The sequence below is a fragment of the Streptomyces sp. NPDC088785 genome, from assembly GCF_044750685.1.
Lineage (GTDB): Bacteria > Actinomycetota > Actinomycetes > Streptomycetales > Streptomycetaceae > Streptomyces.
The window spans coordinates 1-25,530 of the sequence record NZ_JBIVKH010000001.1 but is presented as its reverse complement, the minus strand read 5'-3'; the positions used below and the strand labels follow the sequence as shown (position 1 = coordinate 25,530).

Here is a 25,530-nt window from a genome sequence, read left to right as displayed (position 1 = left end):
GCTGACCACCATATGACCGGCCGGTAAGGTCGAGGGGTGCCGAAGCCGCTCAGTCTTGCCTTCGATCCGATCGCGCGCGCCGATGAACTCTGGAAGCAGCGCTGGGGATCCGTGCCGTCCATGGCCGCGATCACCTCGATCATGCGCGCGCACCAGATCCTGCTCGCCGAGGTCGACGCCGTCGTCAAGCCGTACGGGCTCACCTTCGCGCGCTACGAGGCCCTGGTCCTGCTCACCTTCTCCAAGGAGGGCGAGCTGCCGATGTCGAAGATCGGCGAGCGGCTGATGGTCCACCCGACCTCGGTGACCAACACCGTCGACCGGCTGGTCAGGTCCGGCCTCGTCGACAAGCGGCCCAACCCGAACGACGGCCGCGGCACCCTCGCCTCCATCACCGCCAAGGGCCGCGAGGCCGTCGACGCGGCCACCCGCGACCTGATGGCGATGGACTTCGGGCTCGGGGTGTACGACGCCGACGAGTGCGGCGAGATCTTCGCGATGCTGCGCCCGCTGCGGGTGGCGGCGCACGATTTCGCCGACGAAAGCTGACGGGGGCCGACGGGGGCCGGCGAGGGCCGGGCACGCCGGGCCCGCCTGAAGATCGCGCAAAACGGGCGGTTAGGCTCGACTCATGAAGAAGAGCGTCCTGACTCGCTACCGGATCATGGCCTATGTGACCGGTGTCCTCCTGGTCGTCCTCTGCCTCGGCATGATCGCCAAGTATGTGCTGGGTATCGACGGTGCCGCGGACTTCACGCGGGTCGTCGCCATCGCCCACGGCTGGCTCTACGTGGTGTACCTGGTGGTCGCCTTCGACCTGGGCTCCAAGGCGAAGTGGCCGGTCGGCAAGCAGCTCTGGGTGCTGATCGCCGGCACCATCCCGACCGCCGCGTTCTTCGTGGAGCGCAAGATCTCCGCGGAGCTCGACGCGAAGGTCGCCGACGACGGCAGGAACCTCGCCAAGGCGTGATCCCACCGCTCGCACGAGGTGCGGGCGGTTTCGCCATCGACATTTACTAGGACGTCCTAGTAAATTTGAAGCATGGGAACCAGGGACGCTGACGCCACGGCCGCCGCCATCGAGGAGGGCCGCCGTCGCTGGCAGGCCCGGTACGACACCGCCCGCAAGCGGGACGCCGACTTCACCACGCTCTCCGGCGACCCGGTCGACCCGGTCTACGGGCCGCGGCCCGGGGACACCTACGAGGGGTTCGAGCGGATCGGCTGGCCGGGGGAGTACCCGTTCACGCGCGGCCTGTACCCCACCGGGTACCGGGGGCGCACATGGACGATCCGCCAGTTCGCCGGGTTCGGCAACGCCGAGCAGACGAACGAGCGCTACAAGATGATCCTGGCCGCGGGCGGCGGCGGCCTCTCCGTCGCCTTCGACATGCCGACGCTCATGGGCCGCGACTCCGACGACCCGCGCTCGCTCGGCGAGGTCGGGCACTGCGGCGTCGCCATCGACTCCGCCGCCGACATGGAGGTCCTGTTCCGGGACATCCCGCTCGGCGACGTCACCACCTCCATGACCATCAGCGGCCCGGCCGTCCCCGTCTTCTGCATGTACCTGGTCGCCGCCGAGCGGCAGGGCGTCGACCCGGGCGTGCTCAACGGCACGCTCCAGACGGACATCTTCAAGGAGTACATCGCCCAGAAGGAGTGGCTCTTCCCGCCCGAGCCGCACCTGCGCCTGATCGGCGACCTGATGGAGCACTGCGCGCGGTCCATCCCCGCGTACAAGCCCCTGTCGGTCTCCGGCTACCACATCCGCGAGGCGGGGGCGACGGCCGCGCAGGAGCTGGCGTACACGCTGGCGGACGGCTTCGGCTACGTCGAACTGGGCCTCAGCCGCGGCATGGACGTCGACGTCTTCGCGCCCGGCCTGTCCTTCTTCTTCGACGCGCACGTCGACTTCTTCGAGGAGATCGCCAAGTTCCGCGCGGCCCGCAGGATCTGGGCGCGCTGGCTGCGCGACGTGTACGGGGCCCAAACCGACAAGGCGCAGTGGCTGCGCTTCCACACCCAGACCGCCGGTGTCTCGCTGACCGCCCAGCAGCCCTACAACAACGTCGTCCGCACCGCCGTCGAGGCGCTCGCCGCGGTCCTCGGCGGGACGAACTCGCTGCACACCAACGCGCTGGACGAGACCCTGGCCCTGCCCTCCGAGCAGGCCGCCGAGATCGCGCTGCGCACCCAGCAGGTCCTGATGGAGGAGACCGGCGTCGCCAATGTCGCCGACCCGCTCGGCGGTTCCTGGTACGTCGAGCAGCTCACCGACCGCATCGAGGCCGACGCCGAGAAGATCTTCGAGCAGATCAAGGAGCGCGGGCTGCGGGCGCACCCCGACGGGCAGCACCCCATCGGCCCGGTCACCTCCGGCATCCTGCGCGGCATCGAGGACGGCTGGTTCACGGGCGAGATCGCCGAGTCGGCGTTCCGGTACCAGCAGTCGCTGGAGAAGGGCGACAAGCGGGTCGTCGGGGTGAACGCCCACCACGGGTCCGTCACCGGTGACCTGGAGATCCTGCGGGTCAGCCACGAGGTGGAGCGCGATCAGGTACGGGTCCTGGGGGAGCGGCGCGCCGCCCGCGACGACGCCGCCGTACGGGAGGCGCTGGGCCGGATGCTGGGCGCGGCCCGCGACGGGTCCAACATGATCGTCCCGATGCTCGACGCCGTGCGGGCCGAGGCCACGCTCGGGGAGATCTGTGACGTGCTGCGGGACGAATGGGGCGTGTACACGGAGCCGCCCGGGTTCTGATCCCCGGCGGTTGTTCCGCGCGCGGCCGGTTCGTTCGCCGCGCGCGGGCCCGGTGGCCGCGTCTCGCGCCGTTCCCCGCGCCCCTGGGCGTACGTCGTCCGCGGGCCCGGTGGGGCTTCTCGCGCCGTTCCCCGCGCCCCTGAGATGCGCACTTCGTGCGCCATCTCATGGGGGAGCTGCGCGTAGCGCATGCTTCAGGGGTGCGGGGAACTGCGCGGGAAGCGGCCACCGGGCCGCGGGCGCTAGACGGGCGGGGCCGCCGCGGTGAAGGCGAGACGGAACAGCGCCCCGCCACCGGGAGCCCGCTCGGCGGAGAGCCGCGCCCCGTGCGCCTCGGCGATCTGCCGGGCCATCGCCAGCCCCAGCCCGGACCCGGGCAGCGCCCGAGCCCCCTCGGCGCGGTAGAAGCGGTCGAAGACATGGGGGAGATCCTCGGCCGCGATCCCCGGCCCGTGATCGCGCACCGTCACCCCGCCCGCCGACACCACGACCTCCACCCGCGCCCCCGCCGGACTGAACTTCGCCGCGTTGCCGAGCAGATTCGCCACGAGCCGCGACAACCGCGCGGGCACCCCGGGCAGCGTGACCCCCGCCGCCCCCGGCGCCACCTCCAGACCGAACCGCACCCCGGGCCAGTGCGCCCGCGCCGCCTCCACCGCGTGCGCGACGAGCGGCACCAGCGCCACCTCCTCGACGAGCGCCGTCGGCTCCTCGTCACGGGCCAGCTCGATCAGATCGTTGACCAGCGAGGTCACCTCATGGATCTGGCGGCCGAGCGCCGCCGACGCCCGATCCCGCTGAGCGGGCGTCAACCGCTCCGACCGGGCGAGCAGCTCGGCGTTGGTGCGCAGCGCCGTCAACGGCGTACGCAACTCGTGGGACGCGTCGGCGACGAGCCGCCGACGGGCCGTCACCGAGTCCTCCAGCTCACCCAGCATCGTGTTGAACGACGCGGCGAGCCGCGCCAGCTCGTCCCTGCGCCGCCCCGCCGGCACGTCGATCCGGGTCCGCGCGTCGCGCGTCGCCGCGATCCGCTCCGCCGTCGCCGTCAGCCGGGCCACCGGCGCGAGCCCGCGCCGCGCGACGCCGTACCCGCCGAGCGCCGCCAGACCGACCCCGGCCACGCTGATCGCCGCGAACAGCGCGGTCGCCTGCCGCACCCCCTTCGCCGTCGTGTCCGACCGCAGCGCCACCTGGAGCGCCTTCCCCCGGCCCGCCGGGTACGGCGTCGTCAGCATCCGCACCGGATGCCCCTGGAGCGTGAGGTTCGTGTAGTACGGGGCGTGCGCGCCGGCCGCGACCGCCCGGGCGGCGTCCGCGACGGGCAGCAGGTAGGGCCGCCCGGCCGGGTCGTCCGCCGGGTCGGCCGGGACCAGCTGGGCGCAGGCCGGAGCGGCCAGATAGCGGCACTCGCCGGACAGCACCCCGGGCGGCTCGCCCCGGCTCTGCCGGGCGGCCAGGGTCGCCGACTGCGCGAGCTGGAGATCGAGCTGGTGCCCCAGCTCGTAGCGGATGACGGCATACGCGGCCGTGCACACGCCCACCGTGATCAGCGCGACCGTGACGGTCGCCAGGAGCGCGAGCCGGGTGCGCAGCGGCAGCCGGGTCACGGGGTGCCCAGCCGGTAGCCGACGCCGTGCACCGTGTGCAGGAGCCGGTCCTCCCCGGCCGTCTCCAGCTTGCGGCGCAGATACCCCACGTACACGGCGAGCGAGTTGGAGTCCGGACCGAAGTCCCGCCCCCACACCGCCTCCTGGACCACCTCGCGCGGCAGCACCTGCCCGGCGTTGCGCACCAGGACCTCCAGGAGCGCGAACTCGGTGCGGCTGAAGTCGATGGTCCGCCCGCCGCGCCGGCCGGTGCGCGTCGCCGGGTCGAGCACCAGGTCGCCGTAGGCCAGCGGGTCGTCCGGCTCCGGTCCGGGCGCGGCGCGCCGCAGCAACGCCCGTACGCGCGCCGTCAGTTCGTCCAGCGCGAACGGCTTGACCAGATAGTCGTCGGCGCCCGCGTCCAGACCGTCCACCCGCTCGCTCACCGAGTCGAGCGCCGTGAGGACCAGGACCGGGGTGCGGTCCCCCAGGGCGCGCATCCGGCGGCACACCGCGAGCCCGTCGAGCACCGGCATCCGCACGTCGAGGACGACCGCGTCCGGCTCGGAACGGGCCAGCGCGGTCAGCGCCCGCTGCCCGTCGGCCGCGGCCGTGACCCGATAGCCCTCCACGGCCAGCGCGTCCGCGACGGCCGAGCGGACCTCGGGGTCGTCGTCCACGACCAGGATCCGGGCCGGCGCGGGTGTGTTCGCTGTCGTCATGGCACAAAGGTGCCAAATCCGGCTCTTAAAACCCTCTTAGACCGCTCCGCGACGCTCTGCCGTCATGCGAACACCTCTCTCCGTCGTCATCGGCGCGGGCGGCACCGGGGGCCACATCTACCCGGGACTCGCCCTCGCCGACGCCCTGCGCCGGGCCGTCCCGGGCGCGGCGATCTCGTTCGTCGGCACGGAACGCGGCCTGGAGACCCGGCTCGTCCCGGACGCCGGGTACCGGCTGCACACCGTCGACATGATCCCCTTCGACCCGGCGCTCGGGGCCCGCCGCTACCTGCTGCCCGCCGCCCTGATGAAATCCGGCGCCCAGTGCCGGACCATCCTGCGCGCACAGGGCGCCCACATCGCGGTCGGCATGGGCGGCTACCCCAGCGCACCCGTGATCGTCGGCGCCCGGATGACGGGCCTGCCCAGCCTCATCCACGAGTCGAACGCGGTCCCCGGCCGCGCCAACCGCTTCGCCGCCCGCCTCACCCCGCACATCGCCGTCGCCTTCGACCGCAGCCGCGCCCACCTGCCGGGCGGCACCCGGGCACTGACCACCGGCATGCCGATCGCCGCGGCCCTCGCCGGACTCGACCGGGCCGCCCTGCGGGACCCCGCGCGCCGCGCGCTCGGCGTCCCCGACGGCGCCCGGCTCGTCCTCGTCAACGGCGGCAGCCTGGGCGCGGCCCGCCTGACGGACGCCGCGGTCGGCCTCGCCGCGCGCTGGCGCACCCGCGACGACGTCCACCTGCTGATCAAGACCGGACCGGCCGCCCTGGACGACACCCGCCGCCGCCTCCTCGGCACCCCCGCCGCCGCCGTCCCCTACCTCGACCGCATGGACCTCGCCTACGCCGCCGCCGACCTGGTCGTCTGCCGGGCCGGATCGGCGACGGTCGCCGAACTCGCCACCACCCGCGTCCCCGCCGTCCTCGTCCCCTACCCGCACGCGCCGGGCGACCACCAGACCCACAACGCGCGCGTCCTCTCCGACGCCGGCGCGGGCCTGCTGCTCCCCGACGGGCGGGCCACCCCCGAAGCGCTCGCGGCCCTCGTCGAACCGCTGCTCGCCGACCCCGCCCGGCTGGCCGCGATGGCGGCGGCCGCGCCCGGCGGCCCGCACGCCGGGGCGGCCGGCCTCCTGGCCGACCACGTCATCGAACTCGCGGACCAGCACAAGGAGTTGCAGCACATATGACCACGCACACCTGGACCGGACGCACCGTCCTCGTCACCGGCGCCGAGGGCTTCATCGGCTCCACGCTGGTGGACCTGCTGCTGGAGCGCGGCGCGCACGTCCGCGCCTTCGTCCACTACAAGCCGTACGCCGAGAAGGGGCACCTGGCGCACCTGCTCGACGACCCGCGCGTGGAGCTGCTCGCGGGCGACGTCCGCGACCCGGGGCGGGTGTCCGACGCCGTCGCGGGCTGCGACACCGTCTTCCATCTGGCCGCGCTGATCGGCATCCCGTACTCGTACGACTCGCCCGGCGCCTACGTCCAGACCAACGTCGTCGGGACCGAGAACATCGCCGAGGCCTGCCGCCGGCACTCCGTGCGCCGCCTCGTCCACACCTCCACCAGCGAGGTCTACGGCACCGCCCTGACCGTCCCCATCTCCGAGGACCACCCGCTCCAGCCGCAGTCCCCGTACTCCGCGTCGAAGATCGGCGCGGACATGACGGCGCTCGCGCACTGGCACGCGTTCGAGCTGCCGGTGACCGTGGTGCGGCCCTTCAACACCTACGGGCCGCGCCAGTCCGCGCGGGCCGTGATCCCCACCATCCTGGCCCAACTGCACGCCGGGGCGCGGGAGATCAGGCTCGGGTCGCTGACGCCGACCCGCGACTTCACGTACGTCACGGACACCGCGCGCGGGTTCCTCGCGGTCGCCGGGTGCGAGCGGGCGCTGGGGCAGGTGGTCAACCTCGGTACCGGGCGCGAGATCTCGATCGGGGAGCTGGCGCGGGCGCTGGTCGTCGCGGCGGGCAGTGACGCGCGCATCGTCTCGGACCCGGCCCGGCTGCGGCCTGCCGGCAGTGAGGTCCAGCGGCTCCTGTCCGACAATCGCCGGGCCCGTGAGTGGGCCGGCTGGCATCCCGAGGTCTCCCTCGCCGAGGGCCTCAAGCAGACGTCGTCCTGGATCTCCGAAAACCTCCACCACTTCGCCCCCACCCGCTACCAAACCTGACCCCCCCGGGCCCACTGACGGTTCCCCACGCCCCTGGCCACCCTTCCGAGCGCACCACCGCCGTGCCCGATCGCGCAGTTCCCCGCGCCCCTGGCTGGTTTTTCGGGGTGCGCCACGGTGGTGGCTGGCCGCGCCCCTGGGTGGTTCGTCATCTGCGGCCCGGTGGCCGCGTCTCGCGCAGTTCCCCGCGCCCCTGGGTGGTTCGTCGTCTGCGGCCCGGTGGCCGCGTCTCGCGCAGTTCCCCGCGCCCCTGAGATGCGCACTGCGTGCGCCATCTCATCAGAGAGGCGCGCCACCGCCCCGCCTCCCAGGAGAGGCGCACCGTCGTGCCCCTCAGGAGAGGCGCGCCACCGCCCCGCCTCTCCGGAGAGGCGCGCCACCGCCCCGCCTCCCAGGAGAGGCGCGCCACCGTCCCGCCTCTCCGGAGAGGCGCGCGAAGCGCAGCCTCTGGGGGAGGCTGCGCGCAGCGCATGCCTCAGGGGCGCGGGGAACTGCGCGAGAAGCGGCCACCGGCCCGCGGACGAGAACGGACCCAGGGGCGCGGCCAGCCCCACCGGCCCGCGCGTGAAGAACCCCCCAGGGGCGCGGGGAACTGCGCGACCAGCCCCCACCGGCCCGCGGACAAGAACGGACCCAGAGGCGCGGGGAACTGCGCGAGAAGCGGTCACCGGCGCGCGGGCGGGAAAAGATCCAGGGCCCCGGGAAAGGGGCGCCCGGTGCGTGGCCCGGAGCTCAGCCGGAGGCGGTGGCGGACAAACCCCCGAGCAGCAGAGCCGTGAAGCGCCGGACCCAGTCGGGATCCACCGGCTCGGCGCTGACGAGCGTCCGGTGCACCACGGCCCCGGCCGCGACGTCGAAGATGAGATCGGCGGTGGCGGCCGCCACCGCCGGATCGTCCGCGACGGGCAACTCCCCCCGCAACTCGGCCCGCGCCCGCCCCTCCAGCACCAACCGCTTCTGCCGCTCCACGATGGAGGTCCGGATCCGCTCCCGCAGCGGAGCGTCCCGCGTCGACTCGGCGACCACCGCCATCAGCGCCGTCTTCGTCTCGGGCCGGTCGAGGATCGCCGCGAACTGGAGCACCACACCCCCGATGTCGGCGGCCAGGGACCCCAGGTCGGGCAGTTCGAGTTCGTCGAAGAGAACGGCGACCGCGTCGACCACCAGCTCGTTCTTGCCTGCCCACCGCCGGTACAGCGTGGTCTTGGCGACACCGGCCCGCGTCGCCACGTCCCCCAGCGTCAGCTTGGACCACCCCAGCTCCACCAGCGCCGCCCGCGTCGCCTCCAGGATCGCCTCGTCCGCCGCGGCGGACCGGGGCCGGCCGGGTCGGCCCGTGCGAGGAGGGATGCGGCTCTGCATGAACGCGACCATACCGGCCGGTAGGCCGGTACCGGATCGACCGTTCCGGGTGAGCCAGATCACCGGAGAGTCCACCCCGCGCGCCACCCGTGGCAGTTACGCTACGACTCGTAGCGAAAGCTCATCCGCGTACGGCTGCCCGGACCCGCGTCCCGGCCGGCGCGACGAGCGACAACCACGCTCGCCGGGTGGGGACCCGGCACCGAGGAAGCACCCGGCCCGAGTCCGCGTCGAGCCTCCGGTCACGCCCCGCAATCCGGCGGGGGACGATCGGAGCCGGACCCGGCCCACAACCGTCCGCGGAAGGGGGAGACTGTACGCATGCAGCCACGGAACATGTCCATGAGCGGAGTCGTCGACCTCGCCGCGGTGAAGGCGGCCCAGGAGGCCAAGGCGAAGGCCGAGCAGGCCCGCGCCGAAGCGGCCCGGAACGGCGGGGGCGGTGCGGTGTCGCCGTCCAGCCTCGTCATCGACGTCAGTGAGGCGGACTTCGAGCGCGATGTCCTTCAGCGCTCCACAGAAGTGCCCGTCGTCATCGACTTCTGGGCCGAGTGGTGCGAGCCCTGCAAGCAGCTGAGCCCGCTCCTGGAGCGCCTCGCCACGGAGTACAACGGCCGCTTCGTGCTCGCCAAGATCGACGTCGACGCCAACCAGATGCTGATGCAGCAGTTCGGGGTCCAGGGGATCCCGGCCGTCTTCGCCGTCGTCGCCGGGCAGGCCCTGCCCCTCTTCCAGGGAGCCGCTCCCGAGTCCCAGATCCGGGGCACCCTCGACCAGCTGATCCAGGTCGGCGAGGAGCGCTTCGGACTCACCGGCATCGCGGTCGACCCCGGCGCGGAGGGCCCCGCCCCCGTCGCGGAGGTCCCGGCCGGCCCGTACGACGCGCTCCTCGAAGCCGCCGTGCAGGCCCTCGACGCCGGTGACATGGCGGGCGCCGTCCAGGCGTACAAGAACGTGCTGTCGGACGACCCCGGCAACACGGAGGCCAAGCTCGGCCTCGGCCAGGCCGAACTGCTCCAGCGCGTCCAGGACCTCGACCCGCAGAAGGTGCGCGCGGACGCCGCGCAGCACCCCGGTGACGTGCGCGCCCAGATCGCGGCCGCCGACCTCGACCTCGTCGGCGGTCATGTCGAGGATGCTTTCGGCCGTCTTGTCGACACGGTGGCCCGCTCGGCGGGCGACGACCGGGAGACGGCACGCGTCCGTCTGCTCGAACTGTTCGAGGTCGTAGGGGGCGACGACCCCCGGGTGACCGCCGGGCGAACGGCCTTGGCGCGGGTCCTCTTCTGAGCCGTCGGTGAGCCGTTCCTCAACGCCACGGCATGTGCCGCCGGGGTGAAAGTTCCGCCCCGAGGGGCACACAGCGGCCGCGCTTTACCAAAACTTGGTAATCGCGGCCGCTGTTACTTGGAGTAAGTCGAACCCTTCGTTCCATCCGATTGTGTACCGGATTCAACCGGTTTGGATGGGCGAACAGGGGCACCCTGCGTCGTCGGCCGAGTCCAGCCGGTCGTGGTTCGGTTATCCGTCCGTTACCCGTGAGTAACGAACCCCCTTGTGCCAGCGCCGGGAATGCACCACGATCGGGCACGCTCGGTCCACTCCCCACTCGTCCGACAGCCACTCGGACCGCGGGGCTCAGGGGTCCCCACCGGGCAGGTCGACGGTGAACCAGGGGAGCGCCGTCGGTCTGGGACAGGGGGGTCTCAGCCGGTTCCGGCTGAGCCTGTCCGGCAGGTTGCGCGTGATGGCTCAGGTGCGACCAGTGGTTGTCGCTCGGGGGTGATCGCCGGTGATCAGGTGCGGTGGACTCGATCCGTTCCCGATGCGGGCGCTCTCCTTCCCGAGGACGTAGCACTTCTCCCATCCCTGCCCGGCTGAGCCGCCGTAAGGGGCAGTCAGGGCCGGAGATGTACGTCCGAGAAGGAGGAACAGTCATGAAGTCCGTGACTCGTGGCGGAACCAGATGGAAGCGGTTCGCCGTAGTCATGGTGCCGAGCGTCGCGGCGACTGCCGCGATAGGCGTCGCCCTGTCCCAGGGTGCGCTCGCGGCATCGTTCAGTGTGTCGGGTCAGTCGTTCAAGGTGACGGCGGACTCTCTCGACGGCAAGGGTTTCGTCCAGTACGGAGCCATTGACGCCGGCAAGACGGGTGCCCACCCCGTCGCCGTCGTCGGCATGAAGTCCGCGACGATCAACAACCTCTGCCAGTCGGTGGTTGTCCCCGTCCCGGTCTTCGGCGACGTCTCGATGAAGCTGTCGGCCGGCTCCGACAAGAACAACCCGGTCGAGGCCAAGACCCTCTACATCGACGCCGATGACCTGAAGGCCGACGCGACCTTCAAGAACATCGACATCGGTGTGGCGGCGGGTGACGCGGCCAAGGGCCCCGGTATCCACCAGGGCGACAAGGCCGACCCGAACGCGTTCGCCCAGCAGGCCGACTCGGTGCACTTCGAGAACGTCCAGCAGCGCGCGTGGGCCACGACGGCCGGCACCTTCAAGCTCTCGGGCCTCAAGATGAGCGTCCAGAAGGGCCAGCACGAGTGCTACTAGGCCACCTGGACCCGAACGTGGGTCCGAGGGCCGGCACTTGATGCGCTGAACGGCCGGGCGCGGGGACGCACGGGATCGCTCCGGACACCCCCGCGCCCGTCACCGGACAGCGCTCATCACCACAGAACAACGCCATTCCCGAGGAGCTGTACGACATGAGCGCCGACGCGCACGCAGGATCGGGCAGCAAGCTTGATCACACGCGCCAATCGTTCCGAGGGTGGCGCGGTCAGCGCCCGTTCTGGGGTGGTCTGCTGGCCATCCTCGGCGGCATCCCGATCATGTACTTCCCGTACGCGAACCTGACCCTCGGCTCCATGACGATCCGCATGGCGACGACGGCGGGCGCGGGATCGCTCATCATCGGCGTACTGCTGGTCGTGCTCGGTCTGACGATGTGGTTCCAGCCGCACTCCCGGGTGTTCGCGGGTGTCGCGGCGATTCTTCTCGCCCTTGTCTCCCTGGTGGTCTCCAACTTCGGTGGCTTCGTCATCGGCTTCCTGCTCTCCCTGATCGGCGGTGCCCTCGGCATCTCCTGGGCGCCGGGACGGCCTGGCGAGGGGACCGGGACGACGGCCGCGGCGGGCGGTGAGCACGCGACGGAGCCCGATCTGGGAGCCCCCGTCGCGCCTCCGGCCCCGCACGCCACCTACCAGGTCTCGGGCGCAAACGACGACGGGTCAGGGACGAGCCCGGACAACGGGACGAACGGGAGGCACCGTGCCGGCTGACGAGGTGCACCACGAGGACTCCTTCGGGGAGTCCCGTGCGAGAACCGGGCCGCGGCATGCAGCACCGAGAAAGCATCTGTTCACCAGGCTGCACATGCCCGCGGGCAAGGCGATAGCCATCGCGGCCATGCCCACGGCCGTACTCATGGGCCTCGGCCTGACGCCCACGCTCGCCGCGGCCAAGGACAACCCCACCGGGATATCCGCGGACGACTACAAGGCGTGCGCGGACGCGGTGGAGGCCCAGCAGGACGCGAAGGACGGCAAGGACACCGCGCAGGACACTCCCACGCCGTCCCCGTCGGCCTCGCGGTCCGCGGACGCCGACGCGTCCACGGACGACAAGGGCTCCGACGACAAGGGTTCCAGCGACAAGGGCTCCGGCGGTTCCGGGGACGGCACGGCGCGACCGACGCCGTCGCCCTCGGCCTCCGCGTCGAAGGAGGCCTCCGGCTCCGCCGCCAAGGAGGCGGCCACGCCGTCGCCCTCCGCGTCGGAGACGAAGAACCCGCTCGACCCGCTGGGGGTCGGCGAGGCGCTCAAGGACCTCTTCACCCCGAAGGACAAGGAGTCGGCCACCCCGACCCCGAGCCCCTCCGCCTCGGCGACCAAGGCTCCCGAGGGCGCCGACGACGCGGCGAAGGACACGGCCGGCACGTCGGGCGACACGGCCGAGGGCACGCCCGACACGGCCGATAAGGCCGATAAGGCCGATAAGCCCGACAAGGCCGGCAAGGCCACCGAGAGCGACGCCGACAAGGCGACCGACAAGGCCGCCAAGGCCCTGGAGGACGCGTCATCGGCCACCCCGTCGCCGAGCTCCACCGAGCTGCCGGACGACTGCGAGGCGGCGACCGACGCGGCGGGCGCGAACGAGGACACCCCCGCCCAGCTCCCGAACTCCACCTGGAAGCTCCAGGCCAGCTCGCTCCTGCTCAAGGGCGCGGACTACCAGGGCCTGGTCGACGTCCGGATGGCCGACGGCAGCACCAAGCGCGTCATGAAGTACGTCATCTCCAACGGCACCGACATCGGCGATCTGCACCAGATCTCCTCGGGGCCGAACGGCAAGTTCTTCCACATCCGCGCGGACAAGGGCTCCACGTCCACCATCCGCGACGGCAAGACGGTCATGTACACGGAGGAGCTGTCGGGCAATCTGCTCGGCCTCATCCCCATGACGTTCAACGCCGACAACCCGCCGCCGATCAACCTGCCGATCCTGTACTTCACCAATGTGAAGGTCACGCAGGCCGCGCAGTTCGGCGGCACGCTGCACGTCCCCGGGCTGCACACCACGGTCGAGGACAGCTGACCGCACCCGGGCCGCGAACCCCTCCGGGAGCCGCACAGACGCCGAGGGCGCCCCCTGTTCCGTACAGGGAGCGCCCTCGGCGCATTGCGGTGCGGGACCGGCTAGTTGGCGCCACCCAGCTGGTGCACCCGGACCATGTTCGTGGTGCCGGGCACGCCGGGGGGCGAACCGGCGGTGATGACCACGGTGTCGCCGTCGTTGAAGCGGGAGAGCTTGCGCAGCTCGGCGTCGACCAGGTCGACCATCGCGTCGGTGGAGTCCACGTGCGGGACGACGTAGGTCTCCACGCCCCAGGTCAGCGCGAGCTGGTTGCGGGTCGCCTCGTCCGTGGTGAAGGCGAGGATCGGCTGGCAGGCGCGGTAGCGGGACAGGCGGCGCGCGGTGTCGCCGGACTGGGTGAAGGCGACCAGCGCCTCGCCGTCCAGGAAGTCCGCGATCTCGCACGCGGCGCGGGCGACCGAACCGCCCTGGGTGCGCGGCTTCTTGCCCGGGACGAGCGGCTGGAGCCCCTTGGAGAGCAGCTCCTCCTCGGCCGCCTGGACGATCTTCGACATCGTCTTGACGGTCTCGATCGGGTAGGCGCCCACGCTCGACTCGGCGGACAGCATGACCGCGTCGGCGCCGTCCAGGATCGCGTTCGCGACGTCGGAGGCCTCGGCGCGCGTCGGACGCGAGTTGGTGATCATCGACTCCATCATCTGGGTCGCGACGATCACCGGCTTGGCGTTGCGGCGGCACATCTCCACGAGGCGCTTCTGCACCATCGGGACCTTCTCCAGCGGGTACTCGACGGCCAGGTCGCCACGGGCGACCATGACGGCGTCGAACGCCGCGACGACGCCCTCCATGTTGGCGACGGCCTGCGGCTTCTCCACCTTGGCGATGACGGGGACCCGGCGGCCCTCCTCGTCCATCACCTTGTGGACGTCCTTGACGTCGCTGGCGTCGCGCACGAAGGACAGGGCGACCATGTCGCAGCCCATCTTCAGGGCGAACCGCAGGTCCTCGACGTCCTTCTCGGACAGCGCCGGCACGTTGACGGCCGCGCCGGGCAGGTTGATGCCCTTGTGGTCGGAGACGACACCGCCCTCGATGACGATGGTCCGGACCCGCGGGCCCTCGACGTCCATCACCTTGAGCTCGACGTTGCCGTCGTTGATCAGGACCTGGTCACCGCGCGAGACGTCGCCCGGCAGCCCCTTGTACGTCGTGCCGCAGATCGACTTGTCGCCCGGGACGTCCTCGGTGGTGATGGTGAACTCGTCACCGCGCACCAGCTCGACGGGTCCCTCGGCGAAGGTCTCCAGTCGGATCTTGGGGCCCTGGAGGTCGGCGAGCACACCCACCGCGCGGCCGGTCTTCGCGGCGGCGGCGCGCACCCGGTCGTAGCGACCCTGGTGTTCGGCGTGCGTGCCGTGGCTGAAGTTGAAGCGGGCCACGCTCATGCCGGCCTCGATCAGCGAGACGAGCTGCTCTTCGGAGTCGACGGCGGGGCCCAGCGTGCAGACGATTTTGGAACGGCGCATGGGGGCGATCCTATCGGTTTGTTTCGCTACGGAATATTCCGTCTGGCGGAATCTACAAATGGGCGGAGTGGCGCTCAGGCGTTGCGGTCACCGGCGTCCCCGACGAGCGCGTAGGTCTGCTGCGCGATCTCCAGCTCCTCGTCCGTCGGCACCACGGCGACAGCGACCCGGGCGTACTCCGGCGAGATGATCCGCGCCTCGTCGGAACGTACGGAATTCAGCTCGCCGTCGACCGCGAGGCCCAGCTCCTCCAGGCCCGCCACGGCGGCCTCGCGCACCGGCGCCGCGTTCTCCCCGACCCCGGCCGTGAAGGCGATCGCGTCCACCCGGCCGAGCACCGCGTAGTACGCGCCGATGTACTTCTTCAGACGGTGGATGTAGATGTCGAAGGCGAGCCGCGCGGCCTCGTCGCCCTCGTCGATCCTGCGGCGGATCTCCCGCATGTCGTTGTCGCCGCACAGCCCGATCAGGCCCGACCGCTGGTTCAGCAGGATGTCGATCTCGTCCGGCGACATCCTGCCCACCCGCATCAGATGGAAGATGACCGCCGGGTCGACGTCTCCCGAACGGGTCCCCATCACCAGGCCCTCCAGCGGCGTGAGCCCCATGGAGGTGTCCACGCACTCCCCGCCGCGCACGGCCGACGCCGAGGCGCCGTTGCCCAGGTGCAGCACGATCAGGTTGACCTCGGCGGGGTCCTTGCCGAGCAGCTCGGCCGTCCTGCGGGAGACGTACGCGTGCGACGTGCCGTGGAAGCCGTAGCGGCGCACCCGGTGCGCGTCGGCGGTCTCCCTGTCGATCGCGTAGCGCGCCGCCGACTCCGGCATCGTCGTGTGGAACGCCGTGTCGAAGACGGCCACCTGCGGCAGGTCGGGGCGCAGCCCGGCGGCCGTCCGGATCCCGGTCAGGTTCGCCGGATTGTGCAGCGGCGCGACCGGGATCAGCCGCTCGATCTCGGCGAGCACCGCGTCGTCGACGACCGTCGGCTCGGTGAACTTCAGGCCGCCGTGCACCACCCGGTGCCCGATCGCGGCCAGCTCGGGGGAGTCCAGGCCGAGGCCGTCCGCCGCCAGCTCCTCGGCCACCGCGTTCAGCGCCTCGGCGTGGTCGGCGATCCGCCGGTCGCGCTCGCGGGCCTCGCCGCCGGTGGCCAGCGGCGTGTGCTTCAGACGGGACGTCTCCTCACCGATCCGCTCGACCAGGCCGACCGCGAGCCGCCGCCGGTCCGCCATGTCGAGGAGCTGGTACTTGACCGACGAGGAGCCGGAGTTCAGGACGAGGACGCGGGTCGCACTCACTGGGCGGAAGCCCTTTCGGTGGGGGTCTGGGCCTGGATCGCCGTGATGACGACCGTGTTGACGATGTCCTGCACGAGCGCGCCGCGGGACAGGTCGTTGACCGGCTTGCGCAGCCCCTGGAGGACCGGGCCGACGGCGATCGCGCCGGCCGAGCGCTGCACGGCCTTGTAGGTGTTGTTGCCGGTGTTGAGGTCGGGGAAGATCAGCACGCTCGCCTGCCCGGCCACCTCGGACCCGGGCAGCTTGGTCGCCGCGACCGACGGCTCGACGGCCGCGTCGTACTGGATCGGCCCCTCGATCCGCAGCTCGGGGTGCTGCTCCTTGACGAGCCCGGTGGCCTCGCGGACCTTGTCCACGTCGGCGCCGGAGCCCGAGGTGCCGGTCGAGTAGGACAGCATCGCGATCCGCGGGTCGACACCGAACTGGGCGGCCGTCGCGGCGGACTGGGCGGCGATGTCGGCGAGCTGGCGCGCGTTCGGGTCCGGGTTCACCGCGCAGTCGCCGTAGACGAGGACCTTGTCGGCCAGGCACATGAAGAAGACGGACGACACGATCGCGGCGTCCGGCTTGGTCTTGATGATCTCGAACGCCGGGCGGATGGTGGCCGCCGTGGAGTGCACCGAGCCCGACACCATCCCGTCGGCCAGCCCCTCCTGCACCATCAGCGTGCCGAAGTAGTTCACGTCCGCGACGACGTCGTGCGCCAGCTCGACGGTGACGCCCTTGTGGGCCCGCAGCTGCGCGTACTCCTGGGCGAAACGGTCCCGCAGTTCCGAGGTGACCGGGTCGATCAGCTCGCTGTCGGCGAGGTCCACCCCGAGGTCGGCGGCGCGCTTGCGGATCTGCTCGACCGGGCCGAGCAGCGTCAGGTCGCACACGCCGCGGCGCAGCAGCACGTCCGCCGCGCGCAGCACGCGCTCCTCGGTGCCCTCGGGCAGCACGACGCGCCGCTTGTCCGAGCGGGCCTGCTCCAGCAGCTTGTGCTCGAACATCATCGGCGTCAGCCGGTCCGAGGAGGGGGCCTGGATGGTGCGCAGCAGCGCGGCCGTGTCGGCGTGGCGTTCGAACAGGCCGAGCGCGGTCTCCGCCTTGCGCGGCGTCGCCGCGTTCATCTTCCCCTCCAGCGCGAAGAGTTCCGCCGCGGTGGGGAAGGAGCCGCCGGTCACGGCGACCACGGGGGTGCCGGGCGCCAGCCGGTCGGCCAGCTTGAGGATCTCCGGGCCCGGCCGCTCGTCCAGGGTCAGCAGCACCCCGGCGATCGGCGGGGTGCCCGCGCTGTGCGCGGCCAGCGCGCCGACCACCAGGTCCGCCCGGTCCCCGGGGGTGACGACCATGCAGCCCGGCGTCAGCGCGTTGAGGAAGTTCGGCAGCATCGCGCCGCCGAACACGAAGTCCAGGGCGTCCCTGGCCAGGCCCGAGTAGTCGCCGAGCAGCACCGTGCCGCCCAGCGCGTGGGTGATCTGGGCGACGGTCGGCGCGGAGAGCGCGGCCTCGTCGGGCAGCACGTAGCAGGGCACCGGCAGCCGGTTGCCCAGCCGCTCGTCGATCTCGTCGCGGTCCTCGGGGCGCACCCGGTTGACCACCATCGCGAGGACGTCGCAGCCCAGCCCGTCGTAGGCGCGGAACGCGTTGCGGACCTCGGCGCGCACCGACTCGGCGGTCTGCTTCCTGCCGCCGACCACCGGGATCACCGACGCGCCGAACTCGTTCGCCAGTCGCGCGTTGAGGGCCAGCTCATCGGGGAGCTGGGTGTCGGCGAAGTCGGTGCCGAGCACCAGCACGACGTCGTACTCCCGGGTCACCGCGTGGAACCGGTCGACCAGCAGCGACACCAGCTCGTCCGTGCCCTGCTCGGCCTGGATCGTGGACGCCTCGCCGTACTCCATCCCGTACACGGTCGCCGGGTCCTGGGAGAGCCGGTAGCGCGCCCGCAGCAGATCGAAGAGCCGGTCGGGACCGTCGTGGACGAGCGGACGGAAGACACCCACCCGGTCGACCTGCCGGGTCAGCAGCTCCATGACTCCCAGCTCCACGACCTGCCGGCCGTCTCCCCGGTCGATCCCGGTCACGTACACGCTGCGCGTCACGTGGGCACTCCGTTTCCTCCATAGGGCCCCTGAGCAGGACCGGAGGGTCCACGCCGGGAGCCAAACATGGCCGTATCGATAGCTCTGCCCTCTTGACAATACCTCCGGGGATGGCTAGGTCGCCCGCCGGACAAAGGGCCCGAACACCAGGGTCTCAGTGCCCGTCCCGACCGTGCCGAACCGCCTCTCCCACGGTCGCGCGAACGCGTGGTCGCGCCGGGCGTGGAAGAATCGCCATGGCTCAGACGAACCAGAAGCGAGCAGGAGACACAGCACGATGCGCATCGGAGTTCTCACCGCAGGCGGCGACTGTCCTGGTCTCAACGCAGTGATCCGGTCGGTCGTGCACCGCGCCGTCACGCACTACGGGGACGAGGTCATCGGCTTCGAGGACGGCTACGCCGGCCTGCTCGACGGCCGCTTCCGCCCGCTGGATCTGAACGCGGTCAGCGGCATCCTGGCCCGCGGCGGCACCATCCTCGGCTCCTCCCGGCTGGAGCGCGACCGCTTCCGCGCGGCGTGCGACAACGCCAAGGAGCTGATGGACAAGAGCAGCCTCGACGCGCTCATCCCCATCGGCGGCGAGGGCACCCTGACCGCCGCCCGCATGCTGTCCGACGCGGGCGTCCCGGTCATCGGCGTCCCGAAGACGATCGACAACGACATCTCGTCCACCGACCGCACCTTCGGCTTCGACACGGCCGTCGGTGTCGCCACGGAGGCGATGGACCGCCTCAAGACCACCGCCGAGTCCCACCAGCGGGTCATGGTCGTCGAGGTCATGGGCCGGCACGCGGGCTGGATCGCGCTGGAGTCCGGCATGGCCGGCGGCGCCCACGGCATCTGCCTGCCCGAGCGCCCCTTCGACCCGGCCGACCTGGTCAAGATGGTCGAGGAGCGGTTCTCGCGCGGCAAGAAGTTCGCCGTCATCTGCGTCGCCGAGGGCGCGCACCCCACCGACGGCACCATGGACTACGGCAAGGGCGCCATCGACCAGTTCGGCCACGAGCGCTTCCAGGGCATCGGCACCGCGCTCGCCTACGAACTGGAGTCGCGCCTCGGCAAGGAGGCCCGCCCCGTGATCCTCGGCCACGTGCAGCGCGGCGGCACCCCGACCGCGTACGACCGCGTCCTCGCCACCCGCTTCGGCTGGCACGCCGTGGAGGCCGCGCACCGCGCCGACTACGGCAGGATGACCGCGCTGCGGGGCACCGACATCACCATGGTGCCGCTCGCCGAGGCCGTCACCGAGCTGAAGACGGTGCCGAAGAACCGGATGGACGAGGCCGAGTCGGTCTTCTAGACCACCGGGGCCGTCCGCCCGAGCCCTCCCGCTCACGGGAAGCGGATCCTGGACCAGAACTCGTCCAGGATCCGCTCCATGAAGTCCCGCCCGGCGTTCCCCGACCCGGACGCGGTGCCGCCCCAGGTCAGCGTCGCCGACATCACCGCCTGGTACTCCAGGTGCATCTCGTGCAGCACGTCCTCCAGCTCCCGCCGGGGTACGGGGATCAGCCGGCTCAGCGGCTTGGTGTACGCCTGCCAGCGCGTCGTCGCCGCCCGGCGCAACAGCTCCGCCAGCTGCCCGTCCCGCCCGGTGACGGTCGCGAAGGCGCGCGGAGCCAGCCGCAGCACCTCCGCCAGGGCCGACGACTGCCGCTCGGTGCCCCGCCAGTCGCCGGTCTCCTCCATCCGCAGATACGACTGGATCTCCAGCCCCACGAAGCGGGCGATGTCCTCCGGCGCAAGGCCGAGCGCGAGCCGGTGCTCCCGCAGCGTGCGGGGCGCGCCGATGAGTTCACCCGGCGAACACCACAACGCCCCGGCCAGCGCGGTCAGTTCACCGGCGGTCGGCGTCGTGTCACCGTGCTCCCAGGCGATGACGAGCTCAGGGGTGATGTACGCCAGCCCGTAGGAGGCGCGCATCCCGTACGCGACATGGCCCGGGGCCATCCCCAGCGCCTCACGGAGGCGGCGGGCGGCGGGGGCGTTGAACGGCGGGGTCGGCTGGTTCGCCGGAGCCTTGTGCTGCACGGCCACAAAGTAGGGGCCCGAGACGCGCTTGGCTACGGTGCGTTCGCACTCCGTGACATGTCGTAGGAACGTACAGTCCCCTCGGACGGCACACGGCACGCCACACCCTGGGCGATTTCCCGGGTGGCTGATCGCACAGTGCCCCGCACCCCTGGGTGGTCTTTCGGGCGCGCCACGGTGGTGGCTGGCCGCGCCCCTGGGTGGTTCGTCGTCTGCGGCCCGGTGGCCGCGTCTCGCGCAGTTCCCCGCGCCCCTGAGATGCGCACTGCGTGCGCCATCTCATCAGAGAGGCGCACCACCGTCCCGAGCCGCAGGAGAGGCGCGCCACCGTCGCACCTGGAGTGGCGCGCTACCGTCCCGCTTCCCAGGAGGGGCGCGCCACCGTTCTGTCTCTCAGAAGTGGCGCCCGACCGGCCTGCCTCCCGGTAGTGGCGCGCCACCGTCCCGCCTCTCCGGAGGTGAGCCCCCGTCCCGCTTCCCCGGGAGGCGCGCCCCCGTCCCGCCTCTCAGTGAAGGCGCGCGGAGCGCAGCCTCAAGGGGAGGCTGCGCGGCAGCGCATGCCTCAGGGGCGCGGGGAACTGCGCGGCCAGCCACGACGGTGGCGCGCGTGACAGACGGCCCAGGGGCGCGGGGAACTGCGCGAGAAGCGGCCACCGGCCCGCGGACGACCGACGACCTAGGGGCGCGGGGAACTGCGCGACCAGCCCCCGCCGGGCCGCAGATGACGAACTGCCCGAGATGCGGTCGCCAGGGCGGACTCGGTGACGCGGCGCGCGACGCGAAGAGACACAGCGGCCCGGCCCACCGCTACTTCCAGGAGTACACCAGCTCGGGCCGCCCCACCTGCCCGTACTGCGGACTGCGCCCAGCCCGCCCCGAATCCACCAGATGCTCCAGATACCGCCGCGCAGTGATCCGCGAAATCCCCACGACCTCGGCCGCCACCGCCGCGGTCACCCCCGCAGGCGCGGCCTCCCGCAACGTCCGGGTCACCCGCTCCAGCGTCGGCCCGCTCAACCCCTTGGGCAGCGCGGCAGGCGCGGGCGACCGCAGATTGGCCAGCGCCCGGTCCACCTCGTCCTGCCCGGCCGCCTCCCCACTACTGGTCCGGTACTCCGCATACCGCACCAGCCGATCCCGCAACGTAGCGAAGGTGAACGGCTTCAGCACGTACTGCACCACCCCCAACGACACCCCCTCCCGCACCACCGCCAGATCCCGCGCCGACGTCACCGCGATCACATCCGCCCGATGCCCGGCGGCCCGCAACGAACGCGCGAGCGCCAGCCCGTGCCCGTCGGGCAGGTGCAGGTCCAGCAGGATCAGATCGACGGCGACCCGGTCCAGCGCCCGCCGCGCCTCGGCGGCGGTGTGCGCCTTCGCCACGGTCGTGAACCCCGGCACCCGGTCGACGTAGAGGGTGTGGGCGTCGGCCGCCACCGGATCGTCCTCGACGACCAGGACCCGCACCCGCCCCGACCCGGACCCGGCACCGTCGTCACTCATGAGCTGCTGCCTCTCTCCTCGGAAGCCGTCATCCCCGTACCCCCGGCCCCGGCCCCGCGCGCCCCCGGCACCCCGTCGCCCCCCGCACCGCCGGCGAACGGCATCCGCACGGTGAACGCGGCACCCCCACCCGCATCCCGGTCCAGCGCGAGCGTCCCGTGCCCGCGTGCCACAGCCTGCCGTACGAGGGCCAGCCCGAGCCCCCGCCCCCCGGGCCCGGCCGGCTTCGTCGACCAGCCGCGCTCGAACACCGCGTCGGCATGCTCCGGATCGACCCCCGGCCCGGAGTCCGCCACCCGCAGCAGCAGCCCGCCCGCCTCCGTACGCGCCGTCACCGTGACCCGGGCCCGCGGCGAACCCTGCGCCGCGTCCACGGCGTTGTCGATGAGATTGCCGAGCACGGTGACGAGGTCCCGCCCGGACAGCACCCGCGCCAGCGCCCCGGCCGCCCCCTCCTCGACCTCCACGACCCGGGTGTCACCGGAGACGACCAGCTCGACACCGCGCTCGTTGGCCTGCGCGGCCTTGCCGAGCAGCAGCGCGGCGAGCACCGGCTCGCTCACCGCGCCCACCACCTGGTCGGTCAGCGCCTGCGCCAGCTCCAGCTCGGCCGTCGCGAACTCCACCGCCTCGTCCGCGCGCCCCAGCTCGATCAGCGACACCACGGTGTGCAGCCGGTTCGCCGCCTCGTGCGCCTGCGACCGCAACGCCTGCGTGAACCCCCGCTCGGAGTCCAGCTCACCCATCACCGCCTGGAGTTCGGTGTGATCGCGCAGGGTCACGACGGTGCCGCGCCGCTCCTCGCTGGTGACCGGGGAGGTGTTGACGACCACCACCCGGTCGGCGGTCAGGTGCAGCTCGTCGACCCGCGGCTCGGTGGCCAGCAGCGCCCCGGTCAGCGGCGCGGGCAGCCCCAGCTCGGCGACGGACCGCCCGACGACCTCGTCCCCGTCGCCCACCCCGAGCAGCACCCGCGCCCCGTCGTTCATCAGTGCGACCCGCCGCTGCCCGTCGAGCATCAGCAGTCCCTCGCGCACGGCGTGCAGGGCGGCCTGGTGATAGGCGTGCATCCGGCTCAGCTCCCCGGCGTTCATGCCGTGCGTGTGCCGCCGCAGCCGCGCGTTGACGACGTACGTCCCGATGCCGCCGACCACCAGCGCGGCCCCCGCGACCCCGGCCACCGCCAGCACCTGCCCGCGCGCCTGCGCGGTGATCTCGTCGATCGTTATGCCGGCGCTGACCAGGGCGACGACCCGGTGCTGACGGTCGTACACCGGCGTCACCACCCGCACGGACGGCCCGAGCGTCCCGGTGTACGTCTCCGAGAACGTCCGGCCCTTCAGCGCCGGCCCGATGTGCCCGAGGAACCGCTGCCCGATGTAACGGGCCGTGGGGTGAGTCCACCGGATCCCGTGCGTGTCCATGATCGTCACGAAGTCGACGCCGGTGTGCCGCTGCACGGCGAGCGCGTACGGCTGGAGCCGCACCGTCGGATCCGCGTCCCCGGTGACCGCGTCCCGCACCGAACCGGCGTCGGCGACCGCCGTCGCCGCGGCCGTCGCCTGCCGCCTGGCCGACGTCTCCGCCTGCTTGCGGTCACTGAGGTACGTGAACAGCGCGCACCCCGCGACCACGGCGGCGACCAGCACGACCTGCATGGCGAAGAGCTGTCCGGCCAGGCTGCGGGGGCGGGGAAGACGCAGGGAGCGCATGCGGGTCAGTCTGCCCGGCGCTTCGAGCGGGAACTAAATGAACGGAAGGGTGACGGTGCTCACGGCCTGGGAGATAGTCACCGGGATCCGCAGCCGCAGGACGTGAGCCGCACGCACTGCCGCGTCCGGGACAAGCCCCAGTACGCCGACACCGTCGTCAGCAGCCAGGAGGGAACCGTGGCCGAGAACGGGACCGCGACCACCGACCAAGCCCCGCAGCCCGCCGAGCCCACCGCGAAGCGGGACCGCACGCACTACCTGTACATCGCCGTCATCGTGGCGGTCCTCCTCGGCGTCGCCGTCGGCTTCATCTGGCCCGACTTCGCCACGGAGCTCAAGCCCGTCGGCACGGGCTTCGTGAACCTGATCAAGATGATGATCTCGCCCATCATCTTCTGCACGATCGTGCTGGGCGTCGGCTCGGTCCGCAAGGCCGCCAAGATCGGCAAGGTCGGCGGTCTCGCCCTCGGCTACTTCATCGTCATGTCGATGGTGGCGCTCGCCATCGGCCTGATCGTCGGCAACATCCTCGACCCCGGCAGCGGCATGCACCTGACCGACGCCACGAAGGACGTCGGCCAGGCGGCGGCCAAGGACGCGAGCGAGGGCCCGGTCGACTTCGTCCTGGGCATCATCCCGACGACCCTCGTGTCCGCCTTCACCGAGGGCGAGGTCCTCCAGACGCTCCTGGTCGCCCTCCTCGTAGGGTTCGCCCTCCAGGCGATGGGCCGCGCCGGCGAGCCGGTGCTGCGCGGCATCGAGCACATCCAGAAGCTCGTCTTCCGCGTCCTCGGCATGATCATGTGGGCCGCCCCCGTCGGCGCGTTCGGCGCCATGGCCGCCGTCATCGGCGAGACGGGCGTCGACGCCCTCAAGGCCCTGGCCACCATCATGATCGGCTTCTACGTCACCTGCGCGCTGTTCGTCGGCATCGTGCTGGCCGCGATCCTGCGGATGGCGACGGGCTTCAACATCTTCGCCCTGCTGAAGTACCTGGGCCGCGAGTTCCTGCTCATCCTCTCGACCTCCTCCTCGGAGTCGGCGCTGCCGCGCCTGATCGCGAAGATGGAGCACCTCGGCGTCTCCCGCCCGGTCGTCGGCATCACCGTGCCGACCGGCTACTCCTTCAACCTCGACGGCACCATGATCTACCTGACCATGGCGTCCCTCTTCATCGCCGACGCCATGGACCAGCCGATGAGCATCGGCCAGCAGATCGGCCTGCTCCTCTTCATGATGATCGCGTCGAAGGGCGCGGCCGGTGTCTCCGGTTCCGGCATCGCGGTCCTGGCGAGCGGCCTCCAGTCGCACAAGCCGGGCCTGGTCGACGGGGTCGGCCTCATCATCGGCATCGACCGCTTCATGAGCGAGGCCCGCGCCCTGACGAACTTCGCGGGCAACGCGGTGGCCACGCTGCTGATCGGCACCTGGACCGGAGAAGTGGACCGGGACCGGGTCCGGCGGGTCCTCGCCGGCGACCTCCCCTTCGACGAGCGCACGCTCCTCGACTCGGGACCGGACGAACCCCGCGAGGACGTCCCCGCCCCGCGCGAGGGCGGCGCCAAGGAGCCCGTCGGAGCCTGAACGCCCCTCCAGGCACCGCTCTGACCTGCGGCGGGGCCCGTGCGCGCCAGCGCACGGGCCCCGCTTTTGTCCTACCGGCCTCGGTGGCGTAGAGTCTCGCGAGTTGTCCGGGCCAGCACGGCCGCGGACAGCACCTCCGCCGCTGACGCGGCACCCCACCACCAGCACGATCTCCCTCGGGATTGATTTCGGCACGCCCGAATTCACATTCCACCTCGATTAGTCATCGAAGAGGGAATCCGCTAAAGTCTGGGACGTCGGAACGGCCCAACAGCCGCAAAGGCAAAGCCCGCTGACTGGGAATCAGGCCCGAAAGGATCTGATAGAGTCGGACTCGCCGGAAAGCCGAAAGGCCGGAAAGCGAAGCAGGACCCCGAGGAAATCGACCGGTTAAACGGTCTGATAGAGTCGGAAGCAAGAAAGACCGAAGGGAAGCGCCCGGAGGAAAGCCCGAGAGGGTGAGTACAAAGGAAGCGTCCGTTCCTTGAGAACTCAACAGCGTGCCAAAAATCAACGCCAGATATGTTGATACCCCGTCTCCGGCCATCAGGTCGG

At 71.8% G+C, this 25,530-nt stretch carries 20 protein-coding genes; 11 read left to right on the top strand and 9 right to left on the bottom strand.

Annotated features, from left to right (window positions below):
* Nucleotides 1-36 precede the first annotated feature (36 nt).
* The 3 genes from ACIP5K_RS00100 (at nucleotide 37) to ACIP5K_RS00090 (ending at nucleotide 2,764) form a co-directional block, all read left to right on the top strand.
* Nucleotides 37-549, top strand: coding sequence for a MarR family winged helix-turn-helix transcriptional regulator (locus ACIP5K_RS00100; protein WP_401403224.1), 513 nt, complete (start codon nucleotides 37-39; stop codon nucleotides 547-549).
* 82 nt (nucleotides 550-631) lie between these two features.
* Nucleotides 632-970, top strand: coding sequence for a DUF3817 domain-containing protein (locus tag ACIP5K_RS00095; RefSeq protein WP_401403222.1), 339 nt, complete (start codon nucleotides 632-634; stop codon nucleotides 968-970).
* A 72-nt stretch (nucleotides 971-1,042) separates the two neighbouring features.
* Entirely contained in the window at nucleotides 1,043-2,764 is a 1,722-nt protein-coding gene (locus ACIP5K_RS00090) for a methylmalonyl-CoA mutase (RefSeq protein WP_401403219.1), read from the top strand.
* 242 nt (nucleotides 2,765-3,006) lie between these two features.
* On the opposite strand, the gene ACIP5K_RS00085 is transcribed toward ACIP5K_RS00090, so the two are convergent.
* Nucleotides 3,007-4,374, bottom strand: a complete 1,368-nt coding sequence (locus ACIP5K_RS00085; RefSeq protein ID WP_401403217.1) for a sensor histidine kinase — start codon at nucleotides 4,372-4,374, stop codon at nucleotides 3,007-3,009.
* The gene (locus tag ACIP5K_RS00080) at nucleotides 4,371-5,075 is read right to left on the bottom strand and encodes a response regulator transcription factor (RefSeq protein ID WP_401403214.1); all 705 of its coding nucleotides are present in this window, start codon (nucleotides 5,073-5,075) and stop codon (nucleotides 4,371-4,373) included. Before ACIP5K_RS00080 ends, ACIP5K_RS00085 begins: the two co-directional genes overlap by 4 nt.
* Nucleotides 5,076-5,139: 64 nt before the next feature.
* Between ACIP5K_RS00080 and ACIP5K_RS00075 the strand changes: the two genes are divergently transcribed.
* Together ACIP5K_RS00075 and ACIP5K_RS00070 are read left to right on the top strand one after the other, a co-directional pair.
* A complete protein-coding gene (locus tag ACIP5K_RS00075; RefSeq protein ID WP_401403211.1) occupies nucleotides 5,140-6,273 on the top strand; it encodes a UDP-N-acetylglucosamine--N-acetylmuramyl-(pentapeptide) pyrophosphoryl-undecaprenol N-acetylglucosamine transferase in 1,134 nt (377 codons plus the stop codon).
* Nucleotides 6,270-7,265, top strand: coding sequence for a GDP-mannose 4,6-dehydratase (locus ACIP5K_RS00070; protein WP_401403209.1), 996 nt, complete (start codon nucleotides 6,270-6,272; stop codon nucleotides 7,263-7,265). The genes ACIP5K_RS00075 and ACIP5K_RS00070 overlap by 4 nt, the downstream gene beginning before the upstream one ends.
* A gap of 732 nt (nucleotides 7,266-7,997) precedes the next feature.
* Here ACIP5K_RS00070 and ACIP5K_RS00065 read toward each other — a convergent pair.
* Complete coding sequence (locus ACIP5K_RS00065; protein ID WP_401403206.1) at nucleotides 7,998-8,627, bottom strand: TetR/AcrR family transcriptional regulator; 630 nt, start codon at nucleotides 8,625-8,627, stop codon at nucleotides 7,998-8,000.
* A gap of 321 nt (nucleotides 8,628-8,948) precedes the next feature.
* Here ACIP5K_RS00065 and ACIP5K_RS00060 point away from each other — a divergent pair, with 321 nt between their 5' ends.
* The 4 genes from ACIP5K_RS00060 (at nucleotide 8,949) to ACIP5K_RS00045 (ending at nucleotide 13,228) form a co-directional block, all read left to right on the top strand.
* Nucleotides 8,949-9,917, top strand: a complete 969-nt coding sequence (locus ACIP5K_RS00060) for a tetratricopeptide repeat protein (RefSeq protein WP_401403203.1) — start codon at nucleotides 8,949-8,951, stop codon at nucleotides 9,915-9,917.
* Nucleotides 9,918-10,564: 647 nt separating this feature from the next.
* A complete protein-coding gene (locus ACIP5K_RS00055) occupies nucleotides 10,565-11,182 on the top strand; it encodes a DUF6230 family protein (RefSeq protein WP_401403200.1) in 618 nt (205 codons plus the stop codon).
* Nucleotides 11,183-11,337: 155 nt separating this feature from the next.
* Complete coding sequence (locus ACIP5K_RS00050; protein ID WP_401403197.1) at nucleotides 11,338-11,913, top strand: DUF6114 domain-containing protein; 576 nt, start codon at nucleotides 11,338-11,340, stop codon at nucleotides 11,911-11,913.
* A 94-nt stretch (nucleotides 11,914-12,007) separates the two neighbouring features.
* Nucleotides 12,008-13,228, top strand: a complete 1,221-nt coding sequence (locus ACIP5K_RS00045; protein ID WP_401403194.1) for a hypothetical protein — start codon at nucleotides 12,008-12,010, stop codon at nucleotides 13,226-13,228.
* Between the two features lie 101 nt (nucleotides 13,229-13,329).
* Here ACIP5K_RS00045 and pyk read toward each other — a convergent pair whose 3' ends face one another.
* The 3 genes from pyk to pta all read right to left on the bottom strand — a co-directional run bounded on the left by pyk (nucleotide 13,330) and on the right by pta (nucleotide 18,139).
* Nucleotides 13,330-14,754, bottom strand: coding sequence for a pyruvate kinase (gene pyk, locus ACIP5K_RS00040; protein WP_401403191.1), 1,425 nt, complete (start codon nucleotides 14,752-14,754; stop codon nucleotides 13,330-13,332).
* Nucleotides 14,755-14,828: 74 nt separating this feature from the next.
* Nucleotides 14,829-16,052, bottom strand: coding sequence for an acetate kinase (locus ACIP5K_RS00035; protein WP_401403188.1), 1,224 nt, complete (start codon nucleotides 16,050-16,052; stop codon nucleotides 14,829-14,831).
* Nucleotides 16,049-18,139: a phosphate acetyltransferase gene (gene pta, locus ACIP5K_RS00030; RefSeq protein ID WP_401403186.1), complete on the bottom strand. Its 2,091-nt coding sequence runs from the start codon at nucleotides 18,137-18,139 to the stop codon at nucleotides 16,049-16,051. The genes ACIP5K_RS00035 and pta overlap by 4 nt, the downstream gene beginning before the upstream one ends.
* A gap of 277 nt (nucleotides 18,140-18,416) precedes the next feature.
* Here pta and ACIP5K_RS00025 point away from each other — a divergent pair, with 277 nt between their 5' ends.
* A complete protein-coding gene (locus tag ACIP5K_RS00025) occupies nucleotides 18,417-19,442 on the top strand; it encodes an ATP-dependent 6-phosphofructokinase (RefSeq protein ID WP_401403183.1) in 1,026 nt (341 codons plus the stop codon).
* A gap of 32 nt (nucleotides 19,443-19,474) precedes the next feature.
* Here ACIP5K_RS00025 and ACIP5K_RS00020 read toward each other — a convergent pair whose 3' ends face one another.
* The 3 genes from ACIP5K_RS00020 to ACIP5K_RS00010 form a co-directional block, all read right to left on the bottom strand.
* Nucleotides 19,475-20,173 (bottom strand): helix-turn-helix domain-containing protein, encoded by a 699-nt coding sequence (locus tag ACIP5K_RS00020; protein ID WP_401403180.1) that lies wholly within the window; start codon nucleotides 20,171-20,173, stop codon nucleotides 19,475-19,477.
* A gap of 807 nt (nucleotides 20,174-20,980) precedes the next feature.
* Nucleotides 20,981-21,679: a response regulator gene (locus ACIP5K_RS00015; protein ID WP_401403178.1), complete on the bottom strand. Its 699-nt coding sequence runs from the start codon at nucleotides 21,677-21,679 to the stop codon at nucleotides 20,981-20,983.
* On the bottom strand, nucleotides 21,676-23,391 hold the full coding sequence (locus ACIP5K_RS00010) for an ATP-binding protein (RefSeq protein ID WP_401403175.1): 1,716 nt from the start codon (nucleotides 23,389-23,391) through the stop codon (nucleotides 21,676-21,678). The genes ACIP5K_RS00015 and ACIP5K_RS00010 overlap by 4 nt, the downstream gene beginning before the upstream one ends.
* Before the next feature lie 177 nt (nucleotides 23,392-23,568).
* Between ACIP5K_RS00010 and ACIP5K_RS00005 the strand changes: the two genes are divergently transcribed.
* On the top strand, nucleotides 23,569-24,975 hold the full coding sequence (locus tag ACIP5K_RS00005; RefSeq protein ID WP_401405193.1) for a cation:dicarboxylate symporter family transporter: 1,407 nt from the start codon (nucleotides 23,569-23,571) through the stop codon (nucleotides 24,973-24,975).
* Nucleotides 24,976-25,530 lie beyond the last annotated feature (555 nt).